Genomic DNA, 23137 nt, shown 5'->3' on the forward strand with positions numbered 1-23137 from the left:
CGCCACCGTAGACTTCCGCGTGTGGCAGGCAGGATCAACGATGACGACGTGAAGGCGGTCCGGGACGCGGTCCCGATCGACGCCGTCGTTTCGGAGTACCTCCAGCTGCGCAACGCGGGCGGCGGCAATCTGAAGGGGCTCTGCCCCTTCCACGACGAGAAGTCCCCCTCCTTCCAGGTCAGCCCGAGCAAGGGTCTCTTCCACTGCTTCGGCTGCCAGGAAGGCGGCGACACCATCGCCTTCGTGATGAAGATCGACCATCTCTCCTTCTCCGAGACGGTCGAGCGCCTGGCCGCGACGGCGGGCATCACCCTGCGCTACGAGGAGGGCGGGTACAACCCGACCCACCAGCGCGGCGAGCGCATCCGCCTGGTCGAGGCACACAAGATCGCCGCGCAGTTCTACATCGAGCAGCTGGAGAACGGCCCCGAGGCCGAGACGGGCCGTAAGTTCCTCGCCGAGCGCGGCTTCGACCAGGCCGCGGCCCAGCACTTCAGCGTGGGCTACAGCCCGCAGGGCTGGGACCACCTCACCCGCTTTTTGCGCGGCAAAGGGTTCAGTGACAAGGAGCTGATCCTCTCCGGCCTCTCCCAGGACGGCCGCCGCGGGCCCATCGACCGCTTCCGCGGGCGGCTGATGTGGCCGATCCGCGACATCTCGGGCGATGTCGTCGGCTTCGGAGCGCGCAAGCTGTACGAGAGCGACAACGGGCCGAAGTACCTCAACACCCCCGAGACGGGCATCTACAAGAAGTCGCAGATGCTCTACGGCATCGATCTCGCGAAGAAGGAGATCGCCAAGACCAGCCGGGCCGTGGTCGTCGAGGGCTACACCGACGTCATGGCCTGCCATCTGGCCGGGGTCACCACCGCGATCGCCACCTGCGGAACCGCCTTCGGCGGCGACCACATCAAGATCCTTCGCCGGCTGCTGATGGATAACGCCACCGCCGAGGTGATCTTCACCTTCGACGGCGACGCGGCCGGTCAGAAGGCGGCGCTGCGGGCCTTCGAGGACGACCAGAAGTTCGCCGCCGAGACCTCGATCGCGATCACTCCGGGCGGCATGGACCCCTGCGAGCTGCGCCTCGCCGAGGGCGACGGCGCGGTCGAGAAACTGGTCGAAACGCGCACGCCGCTCTTCGAGTTCGCGATCCGTCACAGCGTCCAGCGCCACAATCTGGAGACGCCCGCGGGCCGCGCCGCCGCGCTCGACGAGGCCGCGCCGATCGTCGCCGGCATCAAGAACATCGCCATCCAGCACGAGTCGGCGGTGCAGCTCGCGGGCATCCTCGGCATCCTCGACACCCAGTTCGTGGTCAAGCGGGTCGCCCAACTCGCGCGCTGGGCCCGCGACCGCGGCGGACGAGGCCCGGCGACCCAGTCCCGCGCCCCCCAGTCGTACGAGACCCAGAGCGCCCCGCGAACCCCCGCGGGCCCCGCGCTCAACCTCCGTAGCCCCGCTCATCGCACCGAGCGCGAACTGCTCAAGCTCGCGCTCCAGCACCCGGCCCTGGTCTCCCCGGCCTTCGACGCGTACGGCATGGACGAGTTCACCGCCCCGCCCTATGCCGCCGTCCGCCAGACCATCGCCGAGGCCGGCGGAGCAGAACAGGGCACCGAGGACACCCCCGACTACCTCGCCCGCGTCCGCGACACCGCTCCGAACGACACGGTGCGCGCCCTGGTCACCGAGCTCGCCGTCGAAGCCGTCCACGCGCGCGTGGTCGACGAGAGCTACGCCGGAGTCCAGCTCGTCCAGGTCCGCCTGCGGGCGGTCGACCGCCGCATCCGCGAGGTCCAGGGCACCCTCGCCCGCCTCGGCCAGCACGCCGACCCCGAGCAGCACACGGCCGTGCAGAACGAACTCTGGGTGCTCCAGCAGTACGCCCAGTCCCTGCGCAACCAGGGCGCGGACGCCCTCTAGAGGCCCGGCAGTCCTTGCTTCGGTAACCGCCCGGTCACGCACGGGACTCAAAAAGTGCTCGCATGCCCCTCGTGGCGGCTGTGTGTCGTACCCCACACTGGGGTGCGGTGCCTGAGTCCTCGGAGCGCGGCCGTCCACCCACGGTGGGCCTCTCACTCCCGCGGATCCGCTCATCGTGTACGGGACGGAAAGCGGCCCGGCCGCCCCCGTCCCGCTGCCGCACACCCCCGACCCGGCAGCGATCACCTGGAGGTCGCCCCCGTGCAGACCCAGACCCTGACCGAGACCGATGCTGTCGCGGCCGTTTCCGCGCAGGTCCCCGCGCAGAGCCGGGCCGTACATCACCCCGAGGCCGTGCCCCAAGCGGCCCCGGAGACCGTCGTCGAGGAAACAGTGGATGTGCCCGAGCCTCCGGAGCCCCGGGCCGGCCGCGTCGACAGCGGCGGGCCCTCCTCCGACCTGTTCCGGCAGTATCTGCGGGAGATCGGCAGGATTCCGCTGCTCACGGCCGTCGAGGAGGTGGAGCTTGCGCGCCGCGTCGAAGCCGGTCTGTTCGCCGAGGAGAGGCTCGCCAACACCCCCGACATCGACGACTCCCAACTGGCCGTCGACCTCGACAAGTTGGTCGTCATGGGCCGGATGGCCAAGCGCCGGCTGATCGAGGCCAACCTGCGGCTCGTCGTCTCCGTCGCCAAGCGGTACGTCGGGCGAGGACTGACCATGCTCGATCTCGTCCAGGAGGGAAACCTGGGCCTGATCAGGGCGGTGGAGAAGTTCGACTACGCCCGCGGCTACAAGTTCTCGACGTACGCGACCTGGTGGATCCGCCAGGCCATGTCCCGGGCCCTCGCGGACCAGGCACGCACCATCCGGGTCCCGGTCCATGTCGTCGAACTGATCAACCGCGTCATCCGGGTCCAGCGCCGGATGCTCCAGGAACGCGGCTACGAACCCACCCCCGAAGAGGTGGCCGTCCAGCTGGACCTGTCGCCCGAGCGGATCAGCGAAGTACTGAGGCTCGCCCAGGAGCCGGTCTCGCTGCACGCGCCGGTGGGCGAGGAGGACGACGTGGCACTCGGCGACCTCATCGAGGACGGCGACGCGGCATCTCCCGTCGAGTCCGCGGCCTTCCTACTGCTGCGCGAGCACCTGGAGGCGGTGCTCTCGACGCTCGGCGAACGGGAGCGGAAGGTCGTGCAGCTGCGGTACGGGCTGGTGGACGGGAGGCCGCGGACGCTCGAGGAGATCGGCCGGATCTTCGGCGTGACGCGGGAGCGGATCCGCCAGATCGAGTCCAAGACGCTGAACAAACTCCGGGACCACGCGTTCGCGGACCAGCTGCGGGGCTATCTGGACTGAGGGGTACGGTGCGCATATCCAGCCCGTCCGGCGTTTGAGGACATGCGGCCGAAGGTCGCATACGGGGTCCGGGGCTTGCCCCGGTTACGGGAAGGGGCGGGGTGGGGTGAAGCCCGCCCCCGCACCCCCCGCCCCCTACTCCACCTCCACCACCGCCTGGGCGAACTGCGCCGCGTACAGCCGCGCATACGCCCCCTCCGCCGCCAACAGCTCCTCATGCGTGCCCTGTTCGACGATCGCCCCGTTCTCCATCACCAGGATCACGTCCGCATCCCGGATCGTGGAGAGCCGGTGCGCGATGACGAAGCTCGTGCGGCCGTGGGCGAGCCGTGCCATCGCCTTCTGGATGAGCACCTCCGTACGGGTGTCCACCGAGCTGGTCGCCTCGTCGAGGACCAGGATCACCGGGTCGGACAGGAACGCCCGCGCGATGGTGATCAGTTGCTTCTCGCCCGCGCTCACGCCCGAGCCCTCGTCGTCGATCACCGTGTCGTAGCCGTCGGGCAGCGTACGGATGAACCGGTCGGCGTGCGCGGCGCGCGCCGCCTCCTCGATCTCCTCGCGGCTCACCTCCCGGGAGGCTCCGTACGCTATGTTGTCGGCGATCGTGCCGCCGAACAGCCACGTGTCCTGCAGCACCATCCCTATCTGGGACCGCAGTTCCTCCCGGGACATCCTGGCGACGTCGACCCCGTCGAGGCTGATCCGCCCACCCGTGACCTCGTAGAACCGCATCAGCAGGTTCACCAGGGTCGTCTTGCCCGCGCCCGTCGGGCCGACGATCGCGACCGTGTGACCCGGCTCCACGCTCAGCGACAGATTCTCGATGAGCGGCCTGTCCGGCTCGTAGCGGAAGGCGACCTTCTCCAGGGACACCCGGCCCTGCGGGCGTTCGGGCCGTGCGGCGGACGGCGTGTCCGCCTCCTGCTCCTCCGCGTCGAGGAGTTCGAAGATCCGCTCGGCGGACGCGACGCCCGACTGTACGAGGTTCGCCATCGAGGCGACCTGCGTCAGCGGCATCGAGAACTGCCGGGAGTACTGGATGAACGCCTGCACGTCGCCGATCGACAGCGCGCCGGAGGCGACCCGCAGCCCGCCGACCACGGCCACCAGCACATAGTTGAGGTTCGAGACGAAGAACATCAGCGGCTGCATGACCCCGCTGTTGAACTGCGCCTTGAATCCCGCCTCGTACAGCGCCTCGTTCTGCTCGGCGAAGTCCCTGGCCGACTCGTCCTGCCGCCCGAAGACCTTCACCAGCGCATGACCGGTGTACATCTCCTCGACATGGGCGTTGAGCTTGCCCGTGGTCTTCCACTGCTGCACGAAGTGCGGCTGCGAGCGCTTGCCGACCTTCGTCGCGACGACGACCGACACCGGCACCGTCACCAGCGCCACCAGCGCGAGCAGCGGCGAGATCCAGAACATCATCGCCAGCACGCCCACGATGGTCAGCAGCGAGTTGATCAACTGGCCCATCGTCTGCTGCAGGGTCTGCGAGATGTTGTCGATGTCGTTGGTCGCCCGGCTGAGCACCTCGCCGCGCTTGGCCCGGTCGAAGTACGACAGCGGCAGCCGCGACAGCTTCGCCTGTACGTCCTCGCGCATCCGGTACAGGGTCCGGTTGATCACCCGGATCGACAGCCGGGTCGCCACCAGCATCAGCAGCCCCGCGGCCACGTACACCGCGAGCGCCGCCAGCAGCACATGGCCGACGGCGGTGAAGTCGATGCCGTCGCCGGGCGTGAAGTCCACGCCGGACAGCAGGTCCGCGAGCCCGCCCTGGTCCCTGTCCCGCAGGCCGTCGATCGCCTGCTCCTTGCTCGTCCCCGCGTCCATCTCACGGCCGACGACCCCGGCGAAGACCAGGTCGGTCGCCCGGCCCAGAATCCACGGACCGACCACGTTGAACGCGACGCTCAGCACAGCGGCCGCGAGCATCACCCACAGCGTCATACGCTCCGGCGCGAGCTGCCGCAGCAGCCGTTTGCCAGAACCCTTGAAGTCCATGGACCGCTCGACGGGGCCCATCATCATCCGTCCGCCCGGCCCGCTCATGCGGCCTCAGCCTCCGTCAGCTGCGAGAGCACGATCTCTCGGTAGGTCTCATTGCTCTCCATCAGCTCGTGATGGCTTCCGGTCCCCACGACCTGCCCCTCGTCCAGCACCACGATGCGGTCGGCCTCACGGATGGTGGACACCCGCTGGGCGACTATCACGACCGTCGCCTCGGAGGTCTCGCGGGCGAGTGCGCCTCGCAGCGCCGCGTCGGTGGCGTAGTCCAGGGCAGAGAAGGAGTCGTCGAAGAGGTAGATCTCCGGACGCTGCACCAGGGTCCGCGCGATCGCGAGGCGCTGGCGCTGACCACCGGAGACATTGGTGCCGCCCTGCGCGATCGGCGCGTTCAGCCCGCCTTCGAGTTCCCGTACGAAGTCGGCCGCCTGCGCCACCTCCAGCGCCTGCCACAGTTCCTCGTCGCTCGCGTCGGGCTTCCCGTAGCGCAGATTGGTGGCCACGGTCCCGGAGAACAGATACGGCCTCTGGGGCACGAGCCCCACCGTCTTCGCCATCAGCGCCGGATCGAGGTCCCGCACATCGACGCCGTCGACGAGCACCTCGCCGTCCGTCGCGTCGAACAGCCGCGGTACGAGCCCGAGCAGCGTCGACTTTCCACTGCCCGTCGACCCGATGATCGCGGTGGTCTCGCCGGGCCGCGCCAGCAGGGTGACATCGCGCAGCACCGACTCCTCGGCCCCCGGATAGCGGAACTCCACGGCCCGCACCTCCAGATGCCCGTGGCTGCGCAGCTCCCGTACGGCCTTGATCGGCGGGATCACGCTCGAGTGAGTGTCCAGCACCTCCTCGATCCGCTCGGCACAGACCTCGGCGCGCGGCACCATCATGAACATGAAGGTGGCCATCATCACGGCCATCACGATCTGCATCAGATACGCCAGGAACGCGGTCAGCGCGCCGATCTGGATCGCGCCGCTGTCGACCCGGTGTGCGCCGAACCAGACGACGGCGATGGACGACACGTTCACGACCGTCATCACGGTCGGGAACATCAGCGCCATCAGCCGGCCGGTGGACAGGGACACATCGGTCAGCTCGTTGTTGGCGCCGCGGAAGCGTCCGGCCTCGTACTCGTCGCGGACGAAGGCGCGGATGACGCGATTGCCGGTGATCTGCTCCCGCAGCACCCGGTTCACCGTGTCCAGACGCTCCTGCATGGTCCGAAACAGCGGCCGCATCTTCTTGACGATCAGCGAGACGGCGATGCCCAGCACCGGCACCACCGCGAGCAGCACCGCCGACAGCGGCACATCCTGCCCGAGCGCCATGATGATGCCGCCGACGCACATGATCGGCGCCGACACCATCAGCGTGAACGCCATCAGGACCAGCATCTGCACCTGCTGGACGTCATTGGTCGTACGGGTGATCAGCGAAGGGGCGCCGAAGTGGCCGACCTCCCGCGCGGAGAAGCTCTGCACCCGGTCGAAGACAGCGGCCCGGACGTCACGCCCGAGCGCGGCGGCGGTCTGTGCGCCGATATAGACAGCTCCGATGTTGCAGAGCACCTGCACGATGCTCACCGCGATCATGAGCGCGCCGAGCCGCAGGATGTAGCCCGTGTTCCCCCTCACCACACCGTTGTCGATGATGTCCGCGTTGAGGGTCGGCAGGTAAAGGGTGGCGCTGGTCTGCAGCAGCTGCAGCACCACAAGGAGGGTGATCGGTTGTCTGTACGGACCCAAATGCGTCCGCAGTAGTCGTATCAGCACACGCTGTCTCTCGGAGTCGGCAAGATCTGGGAGTCACCCCCATCTTGCGACACTCCACCCGTGGAACCTCAAGGGATTAATTCAAGGCGGGGTCAAGATGTCGGGTTGAACGCCCCGGGGTGGATCTGCTCCCGCGTCGCGCCGTACTGCCGGCGCACCGCCTGGCCCACCGCCAGCTCGTCGCCGGGCTCGAAAATCTGGGCGGCCGCGCCCTGCCAGGCCGGGGGAGCACCCGGCGACAGCGTGCCCTGCGAGACCCCGAGCGCCCAGGCCGCCTGCCGGGCCGCGCCGAGCGCCGCGTAGTCGGCGGGCTGCGGTACGACGACCTGCGCCCCGAAGATCGCGGGCGCCGCGGCCTGCACGGCGGGCAGCTCGGCCGCCGCACCCAGCAGAAAGACCCTGCGTACCTCGACCCCGCGCCCGCGCAGCACATCCAGGGCGTCCGCGAGCGAGCAGAGCATGCCCTCGAAGGCGGCCCGCGCCAGATGCTCGGGCTTCATCGACTCGCGGCGCAGGCCGCTCAGCGTCCCCGCGGTGTGCGGCAGTTGCGGAGTGCGCTCGCCCTCCAGATACGGCAGCAGCACAAGCCCCGACGAACCGGGCGTCGACTTCATCGCCAGCGCGGACAGCTCCTGGAGCTCGCCGAGCCCCAGCAGTTCGGCCGTACCGCGCAGCGCCCGTACGGCATTGAGCGTGTGCACCACCGGCAGGTGCATCCCGGTCGCGTCGGCGAACGACGTAATCATCCCGCTCGGGTCAGCCAGCGCCTCATGGTGCACGGTCATCACCGAACCCGAGGCCCCCAGCGACACCACCGCGTCGCCGATCCCGACACCGAGCCCGAACGCCGCCGCCATCGTCTCGCCGGTCCCGGCGGAGATCAGCAGCCCCTCGGGCGTCGTCCCCGCGGCCTCGGCAGGGCCGAGCACCTCGGGCAGTGCGACCTGGTGCCCGAGCGCCAGCTCGACCAGATCGGGCCGGTAGGAGCCGGTGCCGGCCGACCAGAAGCCGGTGCCGGAAGCGCCGCCGCGGTCCGTGGTCCTGCGGCCCGGTCGGCCCAGCAGCTGCCACACCAGCCAGTCGTGCGGCTGCAGGACAGCCGCGACGCGACGCGCCGTGTCGGGCTCGGCGCGTGCCATCCAGCGCAGCTTCGACACCGGCTGTGCGGCCTGCGGCACCGAGCCGACGGCCTCGGCCCAGGCCTGCCGCCCGCCGAGCGCGTCGATCAGATCCGCCGCGGCGACCTGCGCCCGCTTGTCGTTGCCGAGCAGCGCGGGGCGTACGAGATTGCCCTGCGCGTCCAGCGGCACCAGTCCGTGCTGCTGGGCGGAGACGCCGATGGCCTGCACGCCTTCGAGCAGCCCGCCGGCCGCCGCGTCGCCGAGCGAGAGCAGCCAGGCCTGCGGATCGATCTCGGTGGCTTTCGCCTCGGCGGGGTGCGGTGCGTACCCCTGGCGCAGCACAGCACCCGTGTCCGCGTCACAGACGACGATGCGCGTGAATGCAGACGAACTGTCCAAGCCAGCGACTATCCCCATGACACAAGATTCTGCCGCACATGAGCAATGTCGGCGTCACGTGTTGCTGGTTCCCCAGTCGTCCTCGCCGTTCGCGGTCCGCTCCCGCAGGGACCGCACCCGCTCCGCCACCGAGTCGGGCACCCGGTCCCCGACCTTGTCGCTCACCGCGTGGAAGGCCTTGCCCGTCACCTGGCGTCCGTTCTGCGCGGCGGACTCCACGGCATTGCGCACCGCGGGATTCTGGGAGAACTGGCGAACGGACTTCTTCAGCTGCTCGTAGCGCTCGCGCCCGGCCCGTGTGCCGATCACGTAACCGAGGGCCAGTCCGGCGACGAACGTCAGCTTGTACCGCATGGCTGCCACCCTTCCCTTGCGTCGGTGCAGGCCGCCTACCCGTCGTGGCCCGTGATCACCCGGGCCCATACCGATTGGCGGAGCACCCCCCTGCTTGCGCTAATGTATGTGTCGCAGCGGGCACACGCCCCCCGGGACGCCCGGGGTAGGTACGTTCGGTGCATACGCAGCAATCCCCTGTAGCTCAATTGGCAGAGCAGCCGGCTGTTAACCGGCAGGTTACTGGTTCGAGTCCAGTCGGGGGAGCGCGATCCCCTGTAGCTCAATTGGCAGAGCATTCGGCTGTTAACCGGAGGGTTACTGGTTCGAGTCCAGTCGGGGGAGCGGATACGGAAGAGGGCCCCTTGGGGGTCCTTTTTCGTGTGTCATCTGCGAGGTTCGACGACTTCTGGAACCGGGCAGGCGGCAGCGCAGTCCTCATGATTGTGCGTTGCCGACCATCCGAGGCAGGAGATCGTATGAGCGGCTATGCTGCGGCAGACGGCGCGCACATTTGTGCGCGACGCGCCGTTAGGGGCGGTAGCTCAGCCGGTTAGAGCAGCGGACTCATAATCCGTCGGCCGTGGGTTCGAGTCCCACCCGCCCCACTCAGCACTACGCGTGGAGAATCGATCTGACCAGCGTCTTCGCTGGTCAGAAGGATCTTGCTGGTGATCGTGACGGCCGGTTTCTGCCGCTGCCCACTCAGTGTGTGGACAGTGTGTGGACAGAGGATGCAGCGACACGCCTCAGCCGCGTGTCCCTATGCGGTTTCCTGGCCCGGTCCCTCTTCCGTGCCGTCGTCCTTCTGGGCTTTGCTCAAGCCAGCCAGCTACATCGGATGCAGTGACGCGGCCGATCACGAAGCGCACCAACCTGAGGTGCTGACGCTGATCCTCAGGTACGGCCGCGTGCAGATCCTCGACTCGGACCAGCTGCAAACTGCCTTCCGTGCAGTGCTCGCGCAGCCACTTCTCTGCGGCAGCCGCCGCCTGCTCTGGAGAGCGCACGGCGGCTCAGATCTCCCCCAGCAGTTCGCCGTCGTGCCGAAGCAGGGCGCGCACCGCCCAGAGGTCGCCGTAGCTCGCCGCATGGGCGTACACGACGGCAAGCCCGTCTCTAAAGGCACTCTCTGGGATCTTCAGCGCCTGATGCACTCCGTAGGACACTTCGCGCGGGACTACGGACAGCGTCGACTCTGCCTCGGCGCGGAGCAGCTCGGGCAGGACGCTGGTGTACGTGTCGGAGGTGATCTGCCGTGAGCTGTGGCCCAGCTTCTCCTGCACGACCTTGATGTCGTTCCCCACGAGCAATGAGAGGCTCGCTGAGATGTGTCGGGCATCGTGGAGGCGGGTCGGGGAACCACTGTTCGCGCTCCCGCTGTTGCTTCGACTTCCATTCGCGCAGGACTTCGGCCGACTCCAGGCCCATAGAGACCGGCGGGACAAAGACGACGGCCTACGTCTACGACGCCGATGGCAACCGACTGATCCGTCGTACCGACACCGACACCACGCTCTACGTTGGAGCGACGGAAATCACCCTCGGCAAGCGCGATCACGGGCAAGGCCACTCGTTACTACGACCTTGGCGGCGGCAACCAGGCAATCCGCAACGACGACGGCAAGCTCAGCTTCTGCGGAAAGAATAGCGCCCCCGTCGGTGATGGCTGAGGCCTGGAGGAGCGTGAGGTTGCCGCGCACCGCTCACCGGCAAGTGGTTCCTGGCCTCGGAGCCGTACGGCAGCGGTACCGCCCCGGTGATCACGCGTTTGCCCGACGAGAACAGCCACCGCCGCCTTGCGCTGGCCTATCCCGCTGATGGTTGCGGCGGGGGTGCGGGAGGCTGGCAGCGCCAGCAGGGTGACGCACAGGCTCCCCGGACCTGGGCACAGGGGCACCACGGTGCGTCGCACCCTCCCGGCCATGCGCCGGTGGCCCACCGGGGCTCGTGGCCCGGTGGGCCACCGGCGAAGCGGTGCTGATCACACGGTCTCGGCCACTCCGTTCAGCACCGGTGCGGGGACCGTTTTAGTGATGTCGACGGGCGGTGCGGCCGCTGCCGTTTCCCGGGCGAGGAAGGAGCCGAGTTCGCCGATGGTGCTCATGAGGGGGGCGGGGAAGACGACGGTGGTGTTCTTGTCCACGCCGATCTCCACCAGGCTCTGCAGGTTGCGGAGTTGCAGGGCAAGCGGGTGGGCCATCATCGTGTCCGAGGCGTCGCCGAGCGCGGCGGCGGCGAGCGATTCTCCCTCGGCATTGATGATCTTCGCCCTCTTCTCGCGTTCGGCTTCCGCCTGCTTGGCCATCGCGCGCTTCATGCTGTCGGGCAGCTGGATGTCCTTGAGCTCGACCAGGGTGACCTCGACACCCCATTCAGCGGTCGTCACATCGAGGATCTGGCGGATATCCAGATTGATGCGGTCGGTCTCGGAGAGCGTCTCGTCGAGGGTGTGCTGGCCGACGACCTTGCGCAGGGTGGTCTGGGCGATCTGGTTGATCGCCGCGTGGGCGTTCTCGATCGCGATGACGGACTTCACTGCGTCGACGACCCGGAAGTAGGCAACCGCGGACACGTCCACACTCACGTTGTCGCGCGTGATGATGCCCTGGGACTGGATCGGCATGGTGACGATCCGCAGCGACACCCGGTGCAGGACATCCACGACAGGGATGATGAACCGCAGCCCCGGGGAACGGGTTCCCACCAGGCGGCCGAAGCGGAACAGCACCCCCATCTCGTACTGCTTGACGACCTTGATGGCCATGGCGAGCGCCACCAGAGCTAGGACGACGGCGATGACAAGGAGAAGGATCAGAACTTCCATGTGCTGCTCCTCAGGTTGAGGACCGCGTCGACCTGCCCGAGGTCCCGGGAATGTGTCGGCACGACGGGTGATGCCATGGGTACCGACTGCTTGGCTGTGCCCGTGGCCCCGTCGCGACGTTCGCGGGCCCATCTGAGCAGGGCGCCCGGAGGTTTCGAGGACCGCGGACTACCGTGCCTCCAGCATCGCTTGCTGCGGATGCGCGCGGCAGGGCCGAACGGTCCCCGAAGCACCGTGTCAACCTCTGTTTCTCACAGCGGTTCTTCCGCGTGATGAGCCGTCAGGGCGGAGGCCGGGCGCTCACCCGGGCACCGTGTGCTGTTCGCCGCGGTGGGACGAGGACTTGGCGGGGGCGGAGGGCCGCCTTCGCGGAAGCTACGCTGTGACGTCTTGCCGGGTGTACCTCCAGATATTTCTGATCCGACGTCAACCAGCCTTGCTTCGGAAACTTGTCGGCCCTCCCCCTCGGCGCGCACGACGTCGACCAGGCGCATCCTGCCTTCGGCGCTCGACTGGGACCTGATCCGCCAGCACTACGACCAGAGCTCAAGTGGGCCGATCGCCTCACCGACGCCGACTGCCACCGCTGTTCTGGACGCGACGACCGGACCGGGCAGCGCGCGTAGGGTTCGTGGCCGGGGTCAGCGGCGGCGGTGTTTCCCCCGGGCGCCTGTCACTGCTCGCTGGTGGCGATGTAGCGGCCGTGCCAGGTGTGGTCCCAGACGGTGCCGGTGGAAGCATTGACCGACAGCATGCCGCTGATCTTCTCGGAGCGCAGGGTGTGCAGGGTGTAGTAGCCGGGGAATGCCTCGGCCTCGCCGACGGTGAGGTCGCTGCCCCGGTCACGCAGCCACTTCTGGGCTCGGTCCTGGGCCTGGTCGGGGGAGATCCGGGTCTGGGTCTGGCCGCGGTGGTGCATGCCGTAGTCGGTGTTCCACATCATCGCGGGGCCGTACTCGATCCCGGTGTCACCGTCCGTCGGGTCCACGAGGACCTCGGTGGCCAGCTTCCCGGAGGGGGCCTTGAGTTCGGCGTAGAAGTTCTTCGAGAACTGCATGACCTCGCCGACGCGCAGGTCGAGCCGGTCGGCGAAGGTGTCGGCCCGCTGTCGGGCTTGGTCCAGGGTGTTGACCGGGGTGCCGTCGCCGCGTTGCCAGTAGTGCCCGCCCATCATGCCGGGACCCCATGAGCCCCGGTCGTCGCCCATCATGCCGGGTCCCCACGAATCCCAGTCGTCCCAATCGTCGCCCGATGTGCCCGGCGTGGGGCTGGTTGGAGCGGTCGCGGCCGGGCGAGGGGCTGTGCTGCTGGACGTGGTGTTGTCTCCCGCGCATCCGGCGGCCAGCGTGCCGGCCAGCGCGAGGACCGCCAGCGCGGCGGCGGTCCGCCTGCTTGTGCCGGTCATGATCATCACCATCCGGGCCGTTCCTGCCGCGACGCCGGGCCGGCGTCGCAGGACTACTACCAGCTTCTCGCCGGGCGGGAGGACCCGCCCAGGGGCCGTTCGGACCGGTGCGGTGCGCCGGTCGGCCCGTGCCGCGTGCTCGGGATGGTGCCCAGGCTGGTGGCGTCCCCCACCGCCAGGACCCGGCCCGGCCCGTCGGCCACCTTGGCCGCCACGGTCGGGTCCAAGTCGATCGCGTCGACCCTGGCTGCTCGGAAGCGGTCGAGGATCATCCGGGTGTCGTAGCCGGAGCCCAAGCCGATCTCCAGTGCACGGCCGGGCCGTTTCGTCGGCCCGGCCGGGCGCCCCACCCGATCGGAAAGAACTCATGCTGGAGCAACGCTCGTTCCGCGACATACTCGGCCGGTTCACCACGGGAGTGGTACTGGTCACCGCAGACACGGCCGAGGGCCCCAAGGGCATGGCGGTCAACTCCTTCACCTCCGTCTCGCTCCCCCCCCCCGCTGGTCGCCCTGTGCGCCGCGGACACCTCCTCCACCTGGCCGGCCATCCGCGACACCGGTTCCTTCGCGGTGACGATCCTCGGCGACCGGCACGCGGAACTCTGCCGCCTGTTCAGCACGAAGGGCGCCGACCGCTTCGCCGCCGGCGACTGGTCGACGACCCGTGCCGGGCACCACATCCCCGCCGACGGCCTCGGCTGGCTGGACTGCCGCATCACCACGGTCCACCCGGCGGGCGACCACGAACTGGTCATCGCCGAGGCCCTGGAGGGCGCCCTGACCGAACAGGCGGACCCCCTGGTGTTCCACGCCGGCCGCTTCACGGCCCTGGCAGCGGCCTGAGACGAACGAACACCGACGCGATTCGGGTTGGTTCGGTTCGGTTGTTCGGTCCGGGGCACTAGCCTCGCGGCCCGCTCGGTTCGGGCCTCGCCCGTGGCCCGGTTCGGTTCGGCTCCTGTTGTGGTGGCTTGGCAGTCGGCCCGGGGCCCCAGCTCAGGCCTTGGTCTCAGCTCAGTTTCCGGCTCCAGGCCAGGCGGCCTGGTTCGGTTCGCCCCCGGCCTGGCGGCTTGGCGGTCGGCCTGGCACCCGCCCCGGCTCAGAGCCCGGCTTCGCCCCCTGACCCGGCGTCCGGTGCGGTCCCGGTCTCGGGCCGGCGATCCGGGGATCCAGCGGTGTCCGGCGATCCGGTTCGGTGCCGGACTCGGCCGACGGCAGCCCGTCACCGCCTGACTCCTCCCGCCCACCGGGCCGAGGCCACGGGCGTCCTCGGCCCGGCCCGGTCCGCCCGGCAGGGCATCCGCACCGGTTCCGGTTCGTGCCCCGCGTCGACGCCCACCAGAAAGGCAACCTGCGTGTCCCTCACCGATCCCACACTCACCGTGCCCCTGCCGCCGGATGCCAGGGACGAGGCCGACCTCCACTTCGTGCGGACCGCCCCACGCCATCTCGTCGACCGCAGCGCGGTGGCCGAGGTACTGATCACGGATTGGCGGCGGCTGGGCCCCGACGTCTTTCGGCTGGGCGCGCAGTGGCCGCGCGGGCACCACTTCTACGCGCCCATCGCCGGTGCCTGGTACGACCCCCTGCTTGCCGCGGAGTCACTGCGGCAGGCGTCCGTCCTGGTCGGGCAGACGTACTACGGAGTCCCGGCGGACCATGACTTCACCATCGCAGAACTGGAGTTCGAGGTCGCGCCGGGTGCCATTCTGCTCGGCACCCGCCCCGCCGAGGTGCGCCTCGACGTCGCGGCCACGAACGTACGGCATCGCCACGGCACCCCGACCGCGCTCACGCTGGAGGCCGACCTGCTGCGCGGCGGCGACTTCGCCGGTGCCGGACGGCTGACCCTGCACACGACGGCTCCCCGCGACCCCGCCGCAGGGGAGGGCGGCGGGTACCCGCCCCTGCCCGACCCCGTCCCCCCGGCGATCGTGGGCCGGCTCGACGAACGCGACGTCGTCCTCGGCGTCCCCGGCTCCGCCGGTGCCCGCCGGGGGCTGGTCTGGGACCTGCGGATCGACCCCGGACACCCGGTGCTCTTCAACCACCCCACCGACGAGATCCCTGGGATGGTCCTTCTGGAGGCCGCTCGCCAGGCCGTCCAGGCGGCCTGCGCTCCGTACCGCGTACGGCCCCGTGGAACTGCGCAGCGCCTTCCATTTCCCCCTGACCCTGTCCGCCCCCTGCCACATCTCCGCGACGCGGCTCCCCGCGCAGGACGCGAGCGAGGACGCCGCCCTCCGGGTCACCGCCTGGCAGTCCGGCCGCCTGGCCTTCGACAGCCTGGTGGTGGCGAGCCTGTGTGACTGAGTACGAGCCCGAGTGCTCCCGGCGGTGGGGCGCAGCCGGGTGGGTGACTATGAGCTCGGGCAGCTCGGGCAGCTCGGGCAGCTCGGGCAGCTCGGGCAGCTCGGGTGGTGTGTTGGGTGCGGGTCGGTGGGCGCTGGTCGCGCAGTTCCCCACACTCAGCTTGGTGCTCAAAACACTGCAACACGCACGTGCTGGGTTCGGACGCACGGCCTCAGCCCGGATTCGCGCCGTGGCCGTCATGAGCGGCGTCCGCTTGGATTGCGGCCTGCGCGATGTTGCGGGCCATACCGCCGAACACGACCGCATGGAACGGCGACACGCTCCACCAGTAGACATGCCCGAGCAGACCGTGCGGGTGGAACAGCGCCCGCTGCCGGTAGCGCGCCCGGCCTTGTTCGTCCTGGTCGCAGTTCATCTCCAGCCAGGCGAGCCCCGGCAGGCGCATCTCTGCACGCAACCGCAGCAGTCGGCCGGGTTCGATCTCCTCCACGCGCCAGAAGTCCAGCGAGTCCCCGACCCGGAGCCGTGCCGCGTCCCGGCGGCCACGGCGGAGTCCGGTGCCTCCGACCAGCCGGTCGAGCCAGCCTCGTACGGCCCAGGCGAGCGGGAAGGAGTACCAGCCGTTGTCACCGCCGATCCCCTCGATGACCTGCCACAGTGCGTTCGGTGAGGCGTCGACGGCGAGCGCGCGTCGGTCGACGTAGAGGCTGCCTCCGGCCCAGTCCGGGTCCGAGGGCAGTGGATCGCTCGGAGCGCCGGGCAGCGAGGCGGAGGACCAGCGGGTGGCGACCTGAGCGTCGCGTACGCGCTGAAGAGCCAGGGTGAGCGCCTGGTCGAAGCCGATCGGTGCGCCAGGCGGATCGGGTACGTACCGGGCGATCTCGTGCTCGCGGCAGATGACCTCGTGCCGCAGCGACTCGACCAGCGGCCGGGCGAGGGAGGGGGGAACGGGAGTAATCAGGCCGACCCATAGGCCGGAGAGACGGGGCGTCAGCATCGGTACACGCAGGATGAAGCGGTGGGGCAGGCGGGCCACCACCGCGTACCGCTGCATCATCTGCTCGTATGTCATGATGTCGGGCCCGCCGAGGTCGAACGCGCGGTTCACCTCGTCGGGCATCCGTGCACTGCCCACCAGATACCGCAGCACGTCCCGGACACCGATCGGCTGGATGCGGGTGCTGACCCAGCTCGGGGTGACCATCACCGGCAGCCGCTCGGTGAGGTAGCGCAGCATCTCGAAGGACGCCGAACCGGAGCCGATGATGACCGCGGCGCGGAGCACGGTCGCCGGCACAGCCGAGCGAAGGAAGATCTCGCCGACCTCGGCGCGGGACCGCAGATGGGGCGACAGTTCGCTTTCCGGCACATCGGCCGGGGTCAGCCCGCCCAGGTAGACGATGCGCCGTACGCCCGCAGCGCGAGCCCGCTCGGCAAACACCTGGGCGGCCTTCCGGTCGGTCTCCTCGAAGTCGTCTCCGGCCCGCAGGGCATGCACGAGGTAGTAGGCGACATCGATACCGCGCAGAGCGCACCCGACCGAATCAGGATCGGTCACATCCCCGCGAACCGCCTCGGCGTGCCCTGCCCACGGATGGTCGCGCAGTTTGTCCGGAGACCGGGCCATGCACCGTACGCGGTACCCGGCGTCCAGCAATTCGGGAACCAGCCGGCCTCCGATATACCCCGTCGCGCCGGTCACCAGACAGTGCAGGCTTCGCGTGTCCCGGCCGCTCATGGAGGCCTCCGATCCGCAGGGGTACGTCAATGCCACTCTCGCCCCTGTCGACGGATTTCGCTCATGAGGCAGCAGCGGATGTGGTGCCGCCCTCCGTAGGCGCTCGGGACCGGGACGTGTGGGCTGAGCGGAGGGTTTTCGGAATGCGGCCCTGCGCCGTCTCGGCGTGCTGCCGCAGAGGAGGCGGTGGCTTCCTGCCGTGTCCGGTTCGACTTCAGCAAGTTGCGACGCGCGCACGACAGCACGGCTAAGATCCTTGATCGAATCTTCGGTCGAGGCAAACGCGGCAGTATGGCCCCTCATGGTCGAGGAGTCGCGGGTGGCCCGGAAAGTGATCAGGGTGGGCGCCGTCGCGCGCGGTCGGGAATTAAGGGTTTGAGGCCTTGGGTGAGCTCGCTGATCCGGCGTCGTGCCGCATCTCGTCGCGAGGGGCTCTCCCGTGAATGTTGGTGATGTATCATGGATATGTACATCGTGGACTCTCGGGTGGGGTGGTGAGTATGTCCGTTACCCAGATCGACCTTGATGATGAGGCACTGGCTGAGGCGATGCGCCTGATGGGTGTGACCACGAAGAAGGAGACCGTCAACGCGGCTCTGCGGGACTATGTCGCCCGTATCAGGAGGCTCGAGGCCGCGGAGAAATTGGCTGAGCGGGGCGAGCGGGGCGAGTTCGAGGAGGCCGCAGCCGCTTACGACGCTGCTAAGCGCGCGCGGCGGGCGGCCTTTGAGTGATCACGTATCTCGTTGACACCTCTGCGCTGTGGCACCTGTTCCGTACTCCTGGGGCGCTGCGCCCCTGGGAGGGGCACATCGCCGCCGGGGTGCTGCGTATCTGTGAGCCGACGCGCACCGAGTTTCTGTACTCGGCCACCAGCCCGTCGCATCGCGACGAGTTGGGCGGGGAGCTGGATGCTCTGTGCCAGCTTTCGCCCGTTCCGAAGAACGCGTGGCGCTGGGTCGACACCGCCCAGCACAAGCTCACGCAACGAGGACAACACCGGGCCGCGGGAGCCATCGACCTCCTGGTCTGCGCGACAGCGGTCCACCACGGTCACACCGTGCTCCATGTGGACAATGACTTCGTCACCGTGGCGGCGGTCCTCAAAGAAGTACAGCAGAGGGACGTCCGCGCCTGACCGCGACGCGTTTCAGCCGACGGCTGCAAGTTGTCGCGGAGGCGCACGGCGCTGTTGGCCAGTGGCGGTGGCCATCGGTGGGCTTGCCACCACCGACTCTTGTTCAGCCACGACCAAGTCGCTGCCCGAAAGCGGGAAAGCACACGGGAACAGGCCCGTAACGCGGCCTGCGTCCTCGGACGACATCGTCCTCATCCCAGCGGGTTCGCCTGACGCAGGCATCGATGAATGCGTTCCAAGTGGCGCAGTCTTCCCGCTCGAGCAGCGGTACCTGATGACCTCGGCGGTCCGCAGCCGGATGCCGGGAGCGACGGTGCAGGCACGGTCGGCCAGCAGGCAGGCTCGCAGGGCTCTACAGCCTCGCCACCAGGCTCGTGCGTCGTGGTGCCGCACCTGGGATGGGGGGTGACTGCCCCGCGCATGGCCGAGCGCCTGGTGGACGCTTCACCACGTCCGAGGCGATGCCTGGCAGTTCGGCGCCCAGCCGCGAAATCGTGTTCCCAGAGCTGGAGGTGTTGGTGTGCAACGCAGGCGGACGGCCATTCGGGCCGCTGCCTCCGGGCATTGCGGTCTCTCGCAGTCACCGGCCGAGCAATTGTCAGCACGTCGCCATGCGCCTCGCGGGCCGGAGATGGATTTGGTCCTTCGTCGACGATCAACTCGCGCGCCTACACGTCGACGTGAGGCACGGCGGGGCCGGTCTCCAATGCCCCGTCGCTGTGCGGGCGAGGGGGGCTTGGCCAAAGCAGCCGGCCATGCCGAGTAGCTTCTCGGTTTCTACGGGTGTGGGATGTCGTTGGTGTTGAGGGATTGGTCAATGATTCGGCGTGCGCAGTCCGAGATGCGTAGCTGGTGGGCGCGGGCGTAGGCGCGCAGGGTGGTGAAGGCGGTGTCTGGGTTGGTGTTCCAGCGTTCGGCGAGGATGCCTTTTGCTTGTTCGATGAGAATGCGTGTGGTCAGGGCGCGTTGCAGCTGGGCCTTTTCTGCTTGTTCTTGATCAAGGTCACGTTGTTGCAAGAGGGCGATGGTGGCGACATCGGCCAGAGCCTGGGCGAGGGAGGCGTCTTGCGGGCTCAATGGTTGCAGGCTGGTGTGGAACACGTTCAACGCCCCTACTGCGCGGTTGCGCAGGCGGAGCGGGAAGACGTGGCTGGTACGGAGGCCGCTCCGGCGTGCGCGGGCGGCGAACGCGGGCCAGGCGCTGGTGGCGGTGGGGCTGTTCAGATCCATATTGGTGCGTGCCGTGCCGCTTCGGTAGCACTCCAGGCAGGGGCCTTGGTTGTGCTGGAGAGCGAAGAGTTCCAGCAGGTGTGTTGCCTCGTCGGAGGCCGCGATGGTCTGCATGGTGTCCTTCTCGTTGGCCAGAAGGATGCCGGCGGCTGAGACATCGAGCAGGGTGACGCAGTGTGCGCACAGCTGCTCAAGGAACTCGATGAGGTCGAAGTCATCGATCAGTGAGTCCGCAACTTGCACGAAGACCGCTGACACTTGCTGTTCGCGGGACATGGAAGTCATCCCTTCGTCTCGTCTGGTGCATCGGATTTGGGTCTGTCGGCGTCCAGACGAAGGCGTCGAGACACGATGTCCTCAGCAATGTCGATGATGGACCTGCCGTGGCTGTAGGCATAGGCGCGAAGCCGCAGCAGCGCCTGGCCGAGCGAAGTGTTGAGCTGGACACTGAGCATGCCGGTCGCTTGGTGAACGACTGCGCGGTGCAGTTCGCCGTTGGGCTGCTCATCGACCCAGGTATCGAGCTGTACGCCGTCACCCCCGAGGAACTGAAGTGTGAGTGCCGCCGCCAAACCCAGGGCGTCGTCCATCTCCTGTCCGGTCATGGGCCCCGGGGTGGAGCGCAGAGCGGTCAGGACTCCGACGGTGATGCCGCCGAGGGACAAGGGAAGGCAGAACATGGCCTCGATCGGCAGGTGCGCCATGGCGGGGAGCAAAGTGGGCCATCTGCCGGCCCACACCGCGGAAACGTCGTGAGCCAGAACGAGCAGGCCCGTGCGGACGGCGTCCGGGCCCGGTCCTTCGCCCAGCGTGAACTGCAGGTCTTCGAAGAGCGAGCTTGTCTTGCCGGAAGACCACAGCTGCTCCGTGGCGTGACCCGCGATGGACAGAGATAGCGCCAGATGATCCATCCCAAGGACGCCGGCGCAATCATCGGAGAGCTGAGGCCTGGCCTCTGCATACAGGAGCCGCAGGATCTCCGTCATTGCGGAGCTGATCACTGGTGGCCACCCTCCTCTGCTCCTTGGGGTCGGCGCCGTACCGATGTCCTTGCTGAAGCGGTCAGGGGCTTGCCCCCTTCCCCCGTGTGGCCGACGCCCCCATCGCCTAGGCCGTGTTTTAGAACTAGCGCCGTCCGCCCGTAGGGCGGGGCTCGCGGCGTCTGGTGCGTGCAATCGCAAGGCGGAGGATCATCCTCGTACTGGACGTACTTGGATGACTCCGACAACGCAGCGAGTGTGCGTGCCAGTCGTCGCGAGCCAGGCGAGAGTTCTAAAACACGGCCTAGTGGTCGGTGAGCATGCCGGTGCGGAGTTGGGCCAGGATGCGGGTGAGCAGGCGCGAAATGTGCATTTGTGAGCAGCCGAGTTCGTGGCCGATCTCGGACTGGGTCATTTCCTGGCCGAAGCGCAGTTGGATGATGCGGCGATCGCGTTCGCCGAGATGGGCCAGCAGGGAGGCGAGGGCGTGAAAGTCTTCCACCAGTTCGATGGCGGGGTCGCAGCCCCCGACGGTGTCCACGTACGTGCGACTGCGCTGGTGGACGAGACCGTCGCTTGCATCGCGGGGCGGGTCGAGGGAGTCGGCGGTGTAGCCATTGGCGGCGACCAGCCCGTCGATGACCTCTTCCACGCTTAGCTGTAACTGCGCGGCGAGTTCCCTGACGGTGGGCTCGCGGTCGAGGTCACTCTCGAGTTCCTCCTTGGCCCTGGCCAGATCGATACGCAGTTCCTGCAGTCGACGCGGAACATGTACGGCCCAAGTGGTGTCCCGGAAGTACCGCTTGATCTCCCCCACGATGCAAGGGATGGCAAAGGAGGTGAACTCGACGCCGCGTGACAGGTCGAACCGGTCGATCGCTTTGATCAGTCCGATGGTGCCCACCTGGACGATGTCGTCCATCTCGCCACTGCCGCGGTTACGGAACCGGCCGGCGGCGAACCGGACCAGGGCCTGGTTCATCTCGATGAGTGTGTTGCGGGCGTACTGGTAGTCGTGCGTGCCTTCTTCCAGAAACTGAAGCTGATCGAAGAACAGCTTCGACAGCGCCCGTGCATCACGCGGTGCGATCTTTGCCACGTCCTCTATCCGTGGCAGCGAACTGGAGAACGAAGGAGCCTGAGTCGAGGGACTTGTCGCGGTCAGCGGTACGGACTTTCCTGTCGACTGCGTGAAGCTGGTCACGTCACTGCCTTTGCCGTTGGGTACTGCAAGGTGCCTCCGTCAAAACGAGGGGCGCGCGACGCGTGGCGCAGCAGCGGCTCAGCCTCGCCTCCACGGTTGTCATGCCTGCGAGCCGACGTCCGCAATGCGAGAGCGCCAGTGGGTAAATGGGCCTTTTGGAGCGGCCGTTGGGGAGTCCGCTGCCGGGCCGCGCAACGTTCACGGTGGTGTGATCCCGCGTGCCGTGCGCCATGCCTGCACCCCCGATGCGGCTAGATGGCCAGGATCGCCGGGGGCTCGGGCTTGACTTCCAAGCTAGACCCTCGACGCACAGGATGGCTAGGCGCTCAAAGATCAACTACGGAGGCAGAAGCCGCGGGGCGTGGCCCGCTGGGTGATCAAACGGGCCACCGCGGGCGACAAGAGGGCCGGGTACTGCCCGGATGTACTCGCTGCCGTCCTGGCGCTCATACCAAGCCCGTCGAACCCCGTGGAGACGGATGATGCGTACGGAACGCGGCGTGAGCGCCCCCTGTCACTCCGGCCCGTCGGGGGACACCGCCCGATGGAGCGTGCTCCGCGAGATCCCCAACTTCATCGTGATCGCCCGGATCGACAGTTCCTCGGCCCGCTGGAGCCGGCGGATCTCCGGCCAGCCCTCCACGCATGCACCCATCGTCCCGGCCTGGTTCAACCAGCCAGGCTCCCAACGCTGAGTGAGGGTTGTGCGTGTTGACGTTCGGGACGGTTCTCTCGCCGCAGCAAGATCCGTGCAGCCGTGTCGTGCGGGGCCGCAAAAGGGTCCGCCAGACCTGACCGCATCGCCTGAGCGCGCCTCAAGTAGGCATCTGGGCAAGGCAGTACAAGTCGACGGGGGCGCTATCCGCAACCCTTCGACAGGACTACCCTGTTCAGTGAGGCCCCGGTCCCCGGCAGTGATGACACGTTCCGCCGTGGGAGGCCGCAGTGTCTGCCTTGTTTCTCATTCTCTTTCTGGCCCTGGTCGGCCTCGGCTTCCTCAATCCCCTCTGGTGGGTGGCGGCTGCTGTGCTGATCTTCGGGGCCGTTCAGTACGGCCGCGGTGGGTACGGACGCGGGCGCCGTGGCGGCGATTCTGACTACGGCGAGTACCGGGACTACCGGGATCGTCAGGACCGCTGGGACCGCCGCTACAGCCGACAGCGCCGGGGCCGCTGGAATCGCCAGGACCGCCGGGACGGCGAACATCAGTGATAGTCCTGGCGCCCTGCCTTGCGCCGCCTTCAGGCGGCGGACCGCCGGTGGCTGCGCGCGGAATGGCTGCCGCTCCGGAGTGGGGAATCCGTGCGGTGCCGAGTTCCAGGCGTTCGAGGCTCGTTCGGGATGTTTGGTGACATTCGATGGGGCACTCGGTCG

The 23137-nt window shown here is 68.4% G+C and carries 19 protein-coding genes, 3 tRNA genes and 2 pseudogenes; 12 read left to right on the forward strand and 12 right to left on the reverse strand.

Going from position 1 to position 23137, the window contains the following annotated elements:
• Window positions 1-21: 21 nt before the first annotated feature.
• Together dnaG and OHA61_RS26740 are read left to right on the forward strand one after the other, a co-directional pair.
• Entirely contained in the window at window positions 22-1926 is a 1905-nt protein-coding gene (gene dnaG / locus OHA61_RS26735; RefSeq protein ID WP_324989693.1) for a DNA primase, read from the forward strand.
• A gap of 177 nt (window positions 1927-2103) precedes the next feature.
• A pseudogene (locus tag OHA61_RS26740) lies at window positions 2104-3285 on the forward strand (RNA polymerase sigma factor); the annotation flags it as partial.
• A 135-nt stretch (window positions 3286-3420) separates the two neighbouring features.
• Here the strand turns inward: OHA61_RS26740 and OHA61_RS26745 are convergent.
• The 4 genes from OHA61_RS26745 to OHA61_RS26760 all read right to left on the reverse strand — a co-directional run bounded on the left by OHA61_RS26745 (window position 3421) and on the right by OHA61_RS26760 (window position 8947).
• The gene (locus tag OHA61_RS26745) at window positions 3421-5343 is read right to left on the reverse strand and encodes an ABC transporter ATP-binding protein (RefSeq protein WP_406305160.1); all 1923 of its coding nucleotides are present in this window, start codon (window positions 5341-5343) and stop codon (window positions 3421-3423) included.
• Window positions 5340-7073, reverse strand: coding sequence for an ABC transporter ATP-binding protein (locus OHA61_RS26750; protein WP_406305161.1), 1734 nt, complete (start codon window positions 7071-7073; stop codon window positions 5340-5342). The genes OHA61_RS26745 and OHA61_RS26750 overlap by 4 nt, the downstream gene beginning before the upstream one ends.
• A gap of 92 nt (window positions 7074-7165) precedes the next feature.
• Window positions 7166-8611, reverse strand: a complete 1446-nt coding sequence (locus OHA61_RS26755; protein ID WP_406305162.1) for an FGGY family carbohydrate kinase — start codon at window positions 8609-8611, stop codon at window positions 7166-7168.
• A gap of 36 nt (window positions 8612-8647) precedes the next feature.
• Window positions 8648-8947 (reverse strand): YtxH domain-containing protein, encoded by a 300-nt coding sequence (locus tag OHA61_RS26760; protein ID WP_324989785.1) that lies wholly within the window; start codon window positions 8945-8947, stop codon window positions 8648-8650.
• A gap of 173 nt (window positions 8948-9120) precedes the next feature.
• Between OHA61_RS26760 and OHA61_RS26765 the strand changes: the two genes are divergently transcribed.
• From OHA61_RS26765 to OHA61_RS26775, 3 genes are all read left to right on the forward strand, one after another.
• Window positions 9121-9193 (forward strand) — tRNA-Asn (locus OHA61_RS26765).
• Between the two features lie 5 nt (window positions 9194-9198).
• Window positions 9199-9271: transfer RNA gene (locus OHA61_RS26770), tRNA-Asn, on the forward strand.
• Between the two features lie 189 nt (window positions 9272-9460).
• Window positions 9461-9534: transfer RNA gene (locus tag OHA61_RS26775), tRNA-Ile, on the forward strand.
• Window positions 9535-9942: 408 nt separating this feature from the next.
• Here OHA61_RS26775 and OHA61_RS26780 read toward each other — a convergent pair.
• From OHA61_RS26780 to OHA61_RS26795, 4 genes are all read right to left on the reverse strand, one after another.
• Complete coding sequence (locus OHA61_RS26780) at window positions 9943-10233, reverse strand: hypothetical protein (RefSeq protein ID WP_406305163.1); 291 nt, start codon at window positions 10231-10233, stop codon at window positions 9943-9945.
• Window positions 10234-10910: 677 nt separating this feature from the next.
• Window positions 10911-11753 carry a slipin family protein gene (locus OHA61_RS26785; RefSeq protein ID WP_406305164.1) on the reverse strand — a complete coding sequence of 281 codons (843 nt, stop codon included), beginning with the start codon at window positions 11751-11753 and terminating at the stop codon, window positions 10911-10913.
• 673 nt (window positions 11754-12426) lie between these two features.
• The gene (locus OHA61_RS26790) at window positions 12427-13158 is read right to left on the reverse strand and encodes a hypothetical protein (protein ID WP_406305165.1); all 732 of its coding nucleotides are present in this window, start codon (window positions 13156-13158) and stop codon (window positions 12427-12429) included.
• A 56-nt stretch (window positions 13159-13214) separates the two neighbouring features.
• Window positions 13215-13454: a hypothetical protein gene (locus OHA61_RS26795; protein ID WP_406307636.1), complete on the reverse strand. Its 240-nt coding sequence runs from the start codon at window positions 13452-13454 to the stop codon at window positions 13215-13217.
• A 71-nt stretch (window positions 13455-13525) separates the two neighbouring features.
• Between OHA61_RS26795 and OHA61_RS26800 the strand changes: the two are divergent.
• The 3 genes and pseudogenes from OHA61_RS26800 to OHA61_RS26810 all read left to right on the forward strand — a co-directional run.
• Window positions 13526-13609: pseudogene (locus OHA61_RS26800) on the forward strand (flavin reductase); the annotation flags it as partial.
• A gap of 97 nt (window positions 13610-13706) precedes the next feature.
• A complete protein-coding gene (locus OHA61_RS26805) occupies window positions 13707-14003 on the forward strand; it encodes a flavin reductase family protein (protein WP_406307476.1) in 297 nt (98 codons plus the stop codon).
• A gap of 512 nt (window positions 14004-14515) precedes the next feature.
• A complete protein-coding gene (locus tag OHA61_RS26810; RefSeq protein WP_406305166.1) occupies window positions 14516-15469 on the forward strand; it encodes a ScbA/BarX family gamma-butyrolactone biosynthesis protein in 954 nt (317 codons plus the stop codon).
• Window positions 15470-15684: 215 nt separating this feature from the next.
• On the opposite strand, the gene OHA61_RS26815 is transcribed toward OHA61_RS26810, so the two are convergent.
• Window positions 15685-17211, reverse strand: a complete 1527-nt coding sequence (locus OHA61_RS26815) for an SDR family oxidoreductase (protein WP_406305167.1) — start codon at window positions 17209-17211, stop codon at window positions 15685-15687.
• A 500-nt stretch (window positions 17212-17711) separates the two neighbouring features.
• Between OHA61_RS26815 and OHA61_RS26820 the strand changes: the two genes are divergently transcribed.
• Both OHA61_RS26820 and OHA61_RS26825 read left to right on the forward strand, forming a co-directional pair.
• Window positions 17712-17945 (forward strand): type II toxin-antitoxin system VapB family antitoxin, encoded by a 234-nt coding sequence (locus OHA61_RS26820; protein ID WP_175331083.1) that lies wholly within the window; start codon window positions 17712-17714, stop codon window positions 17943-17945.
• A complete protein-coding gene (locus tag OHA61_RS26825; RefSeq protein WP_406305168.1) occupies window positions 17942-18349 on the forward strand; it encodes a PIN domain nuclease in 408 nt (135 codons plus the stop codon). The genes OHA61_RS26820 and OHA61_RS26825 overlap by 4 nt, the downstream gene beginning before the upstream one ends.
• A gap of 777 nt (window positions 18350-19126) precedes the next feature.
• Here OHA61_RS26825 and OHA61_RS26830 read toward each other — a convergent pair.
• From OHA61_RS26830 to OHA61_RS26840, 3 genes are all read right to left on the reverse strand, one after another.
• Complete coding sequence (locus OHA61_RS26830; protein ID WP_406305169.1) at window positions 19127-19855, reverse strand: ANTAR domain-containing protein; 729 nt, start codon at window positions 19853-19855, stop codon at window positions 19127-19129.
• Between the two features lie 5 nt (window positions 19856-19860).
• Window positions 19861-20580: a GAF and ANTAR domain-containing protein gene (locus tag OHA61_RS26835; RefSeq protein WP_406305170.1), complete on the reverse strand. Its 720-nt coding sequence runs from the start codon at window positions 20578-20580 to the stop codon at window positions 19861-19863.
• A gap of 283 nt (window positions 20581-20863) precedes the next feature.
• On the reverse strand, window positions 20864-21724 hold the full coding sequence (locus OHA61_RS26840) for an RNA polymerase sigma factor SigF (protein ID WP_406307477.1): 861 nt from the start codon (window positions 21722-21724) through the stop codon (window positions 20864-20866).
• A gap of 539 nt (window positions 21725-22263) precedes the next feature.
• On the opposite strand from OHA61_RS26840, the gene OHA61_RS26845 reads away from it, so the two are divergent.
• On the forward strand, window positions 22264-22458 hold the full coding sequence (locus OHA61_RS26845; protein ID WP_406305171.1) for a hypothetical protein: 195 nt from the start codon (window positions 22264-22266) through the stop codon (window positions 22456-22458).
• Window positions 22459-22708: 250 nt separating this feature from the next.
• The gene (locus OHA61_RS26850) at window positions 22709-22975 is read left to right on the forward strand and encodes a hypothetical protein (RefSeq protein ID WP_406305172.1); all 267 of its coding nucleotides are present in this window, start codon (window positions 22709-22711) and stop codon (window positions 22973-22975) included.
• Window positions 22976-23137 lie beyond the last annotated feature (162 nt).

This window comes from Streptomyces sp. NBC_00885 (assembly GCF_045207475.1).
In the GTDB taxonomy this organism is placed as follows: domain Bacteria; phylum Actinomycetota; class Actinomycetes; order Streptomycetales; family Streptomycetaceae; genus Streptomyces.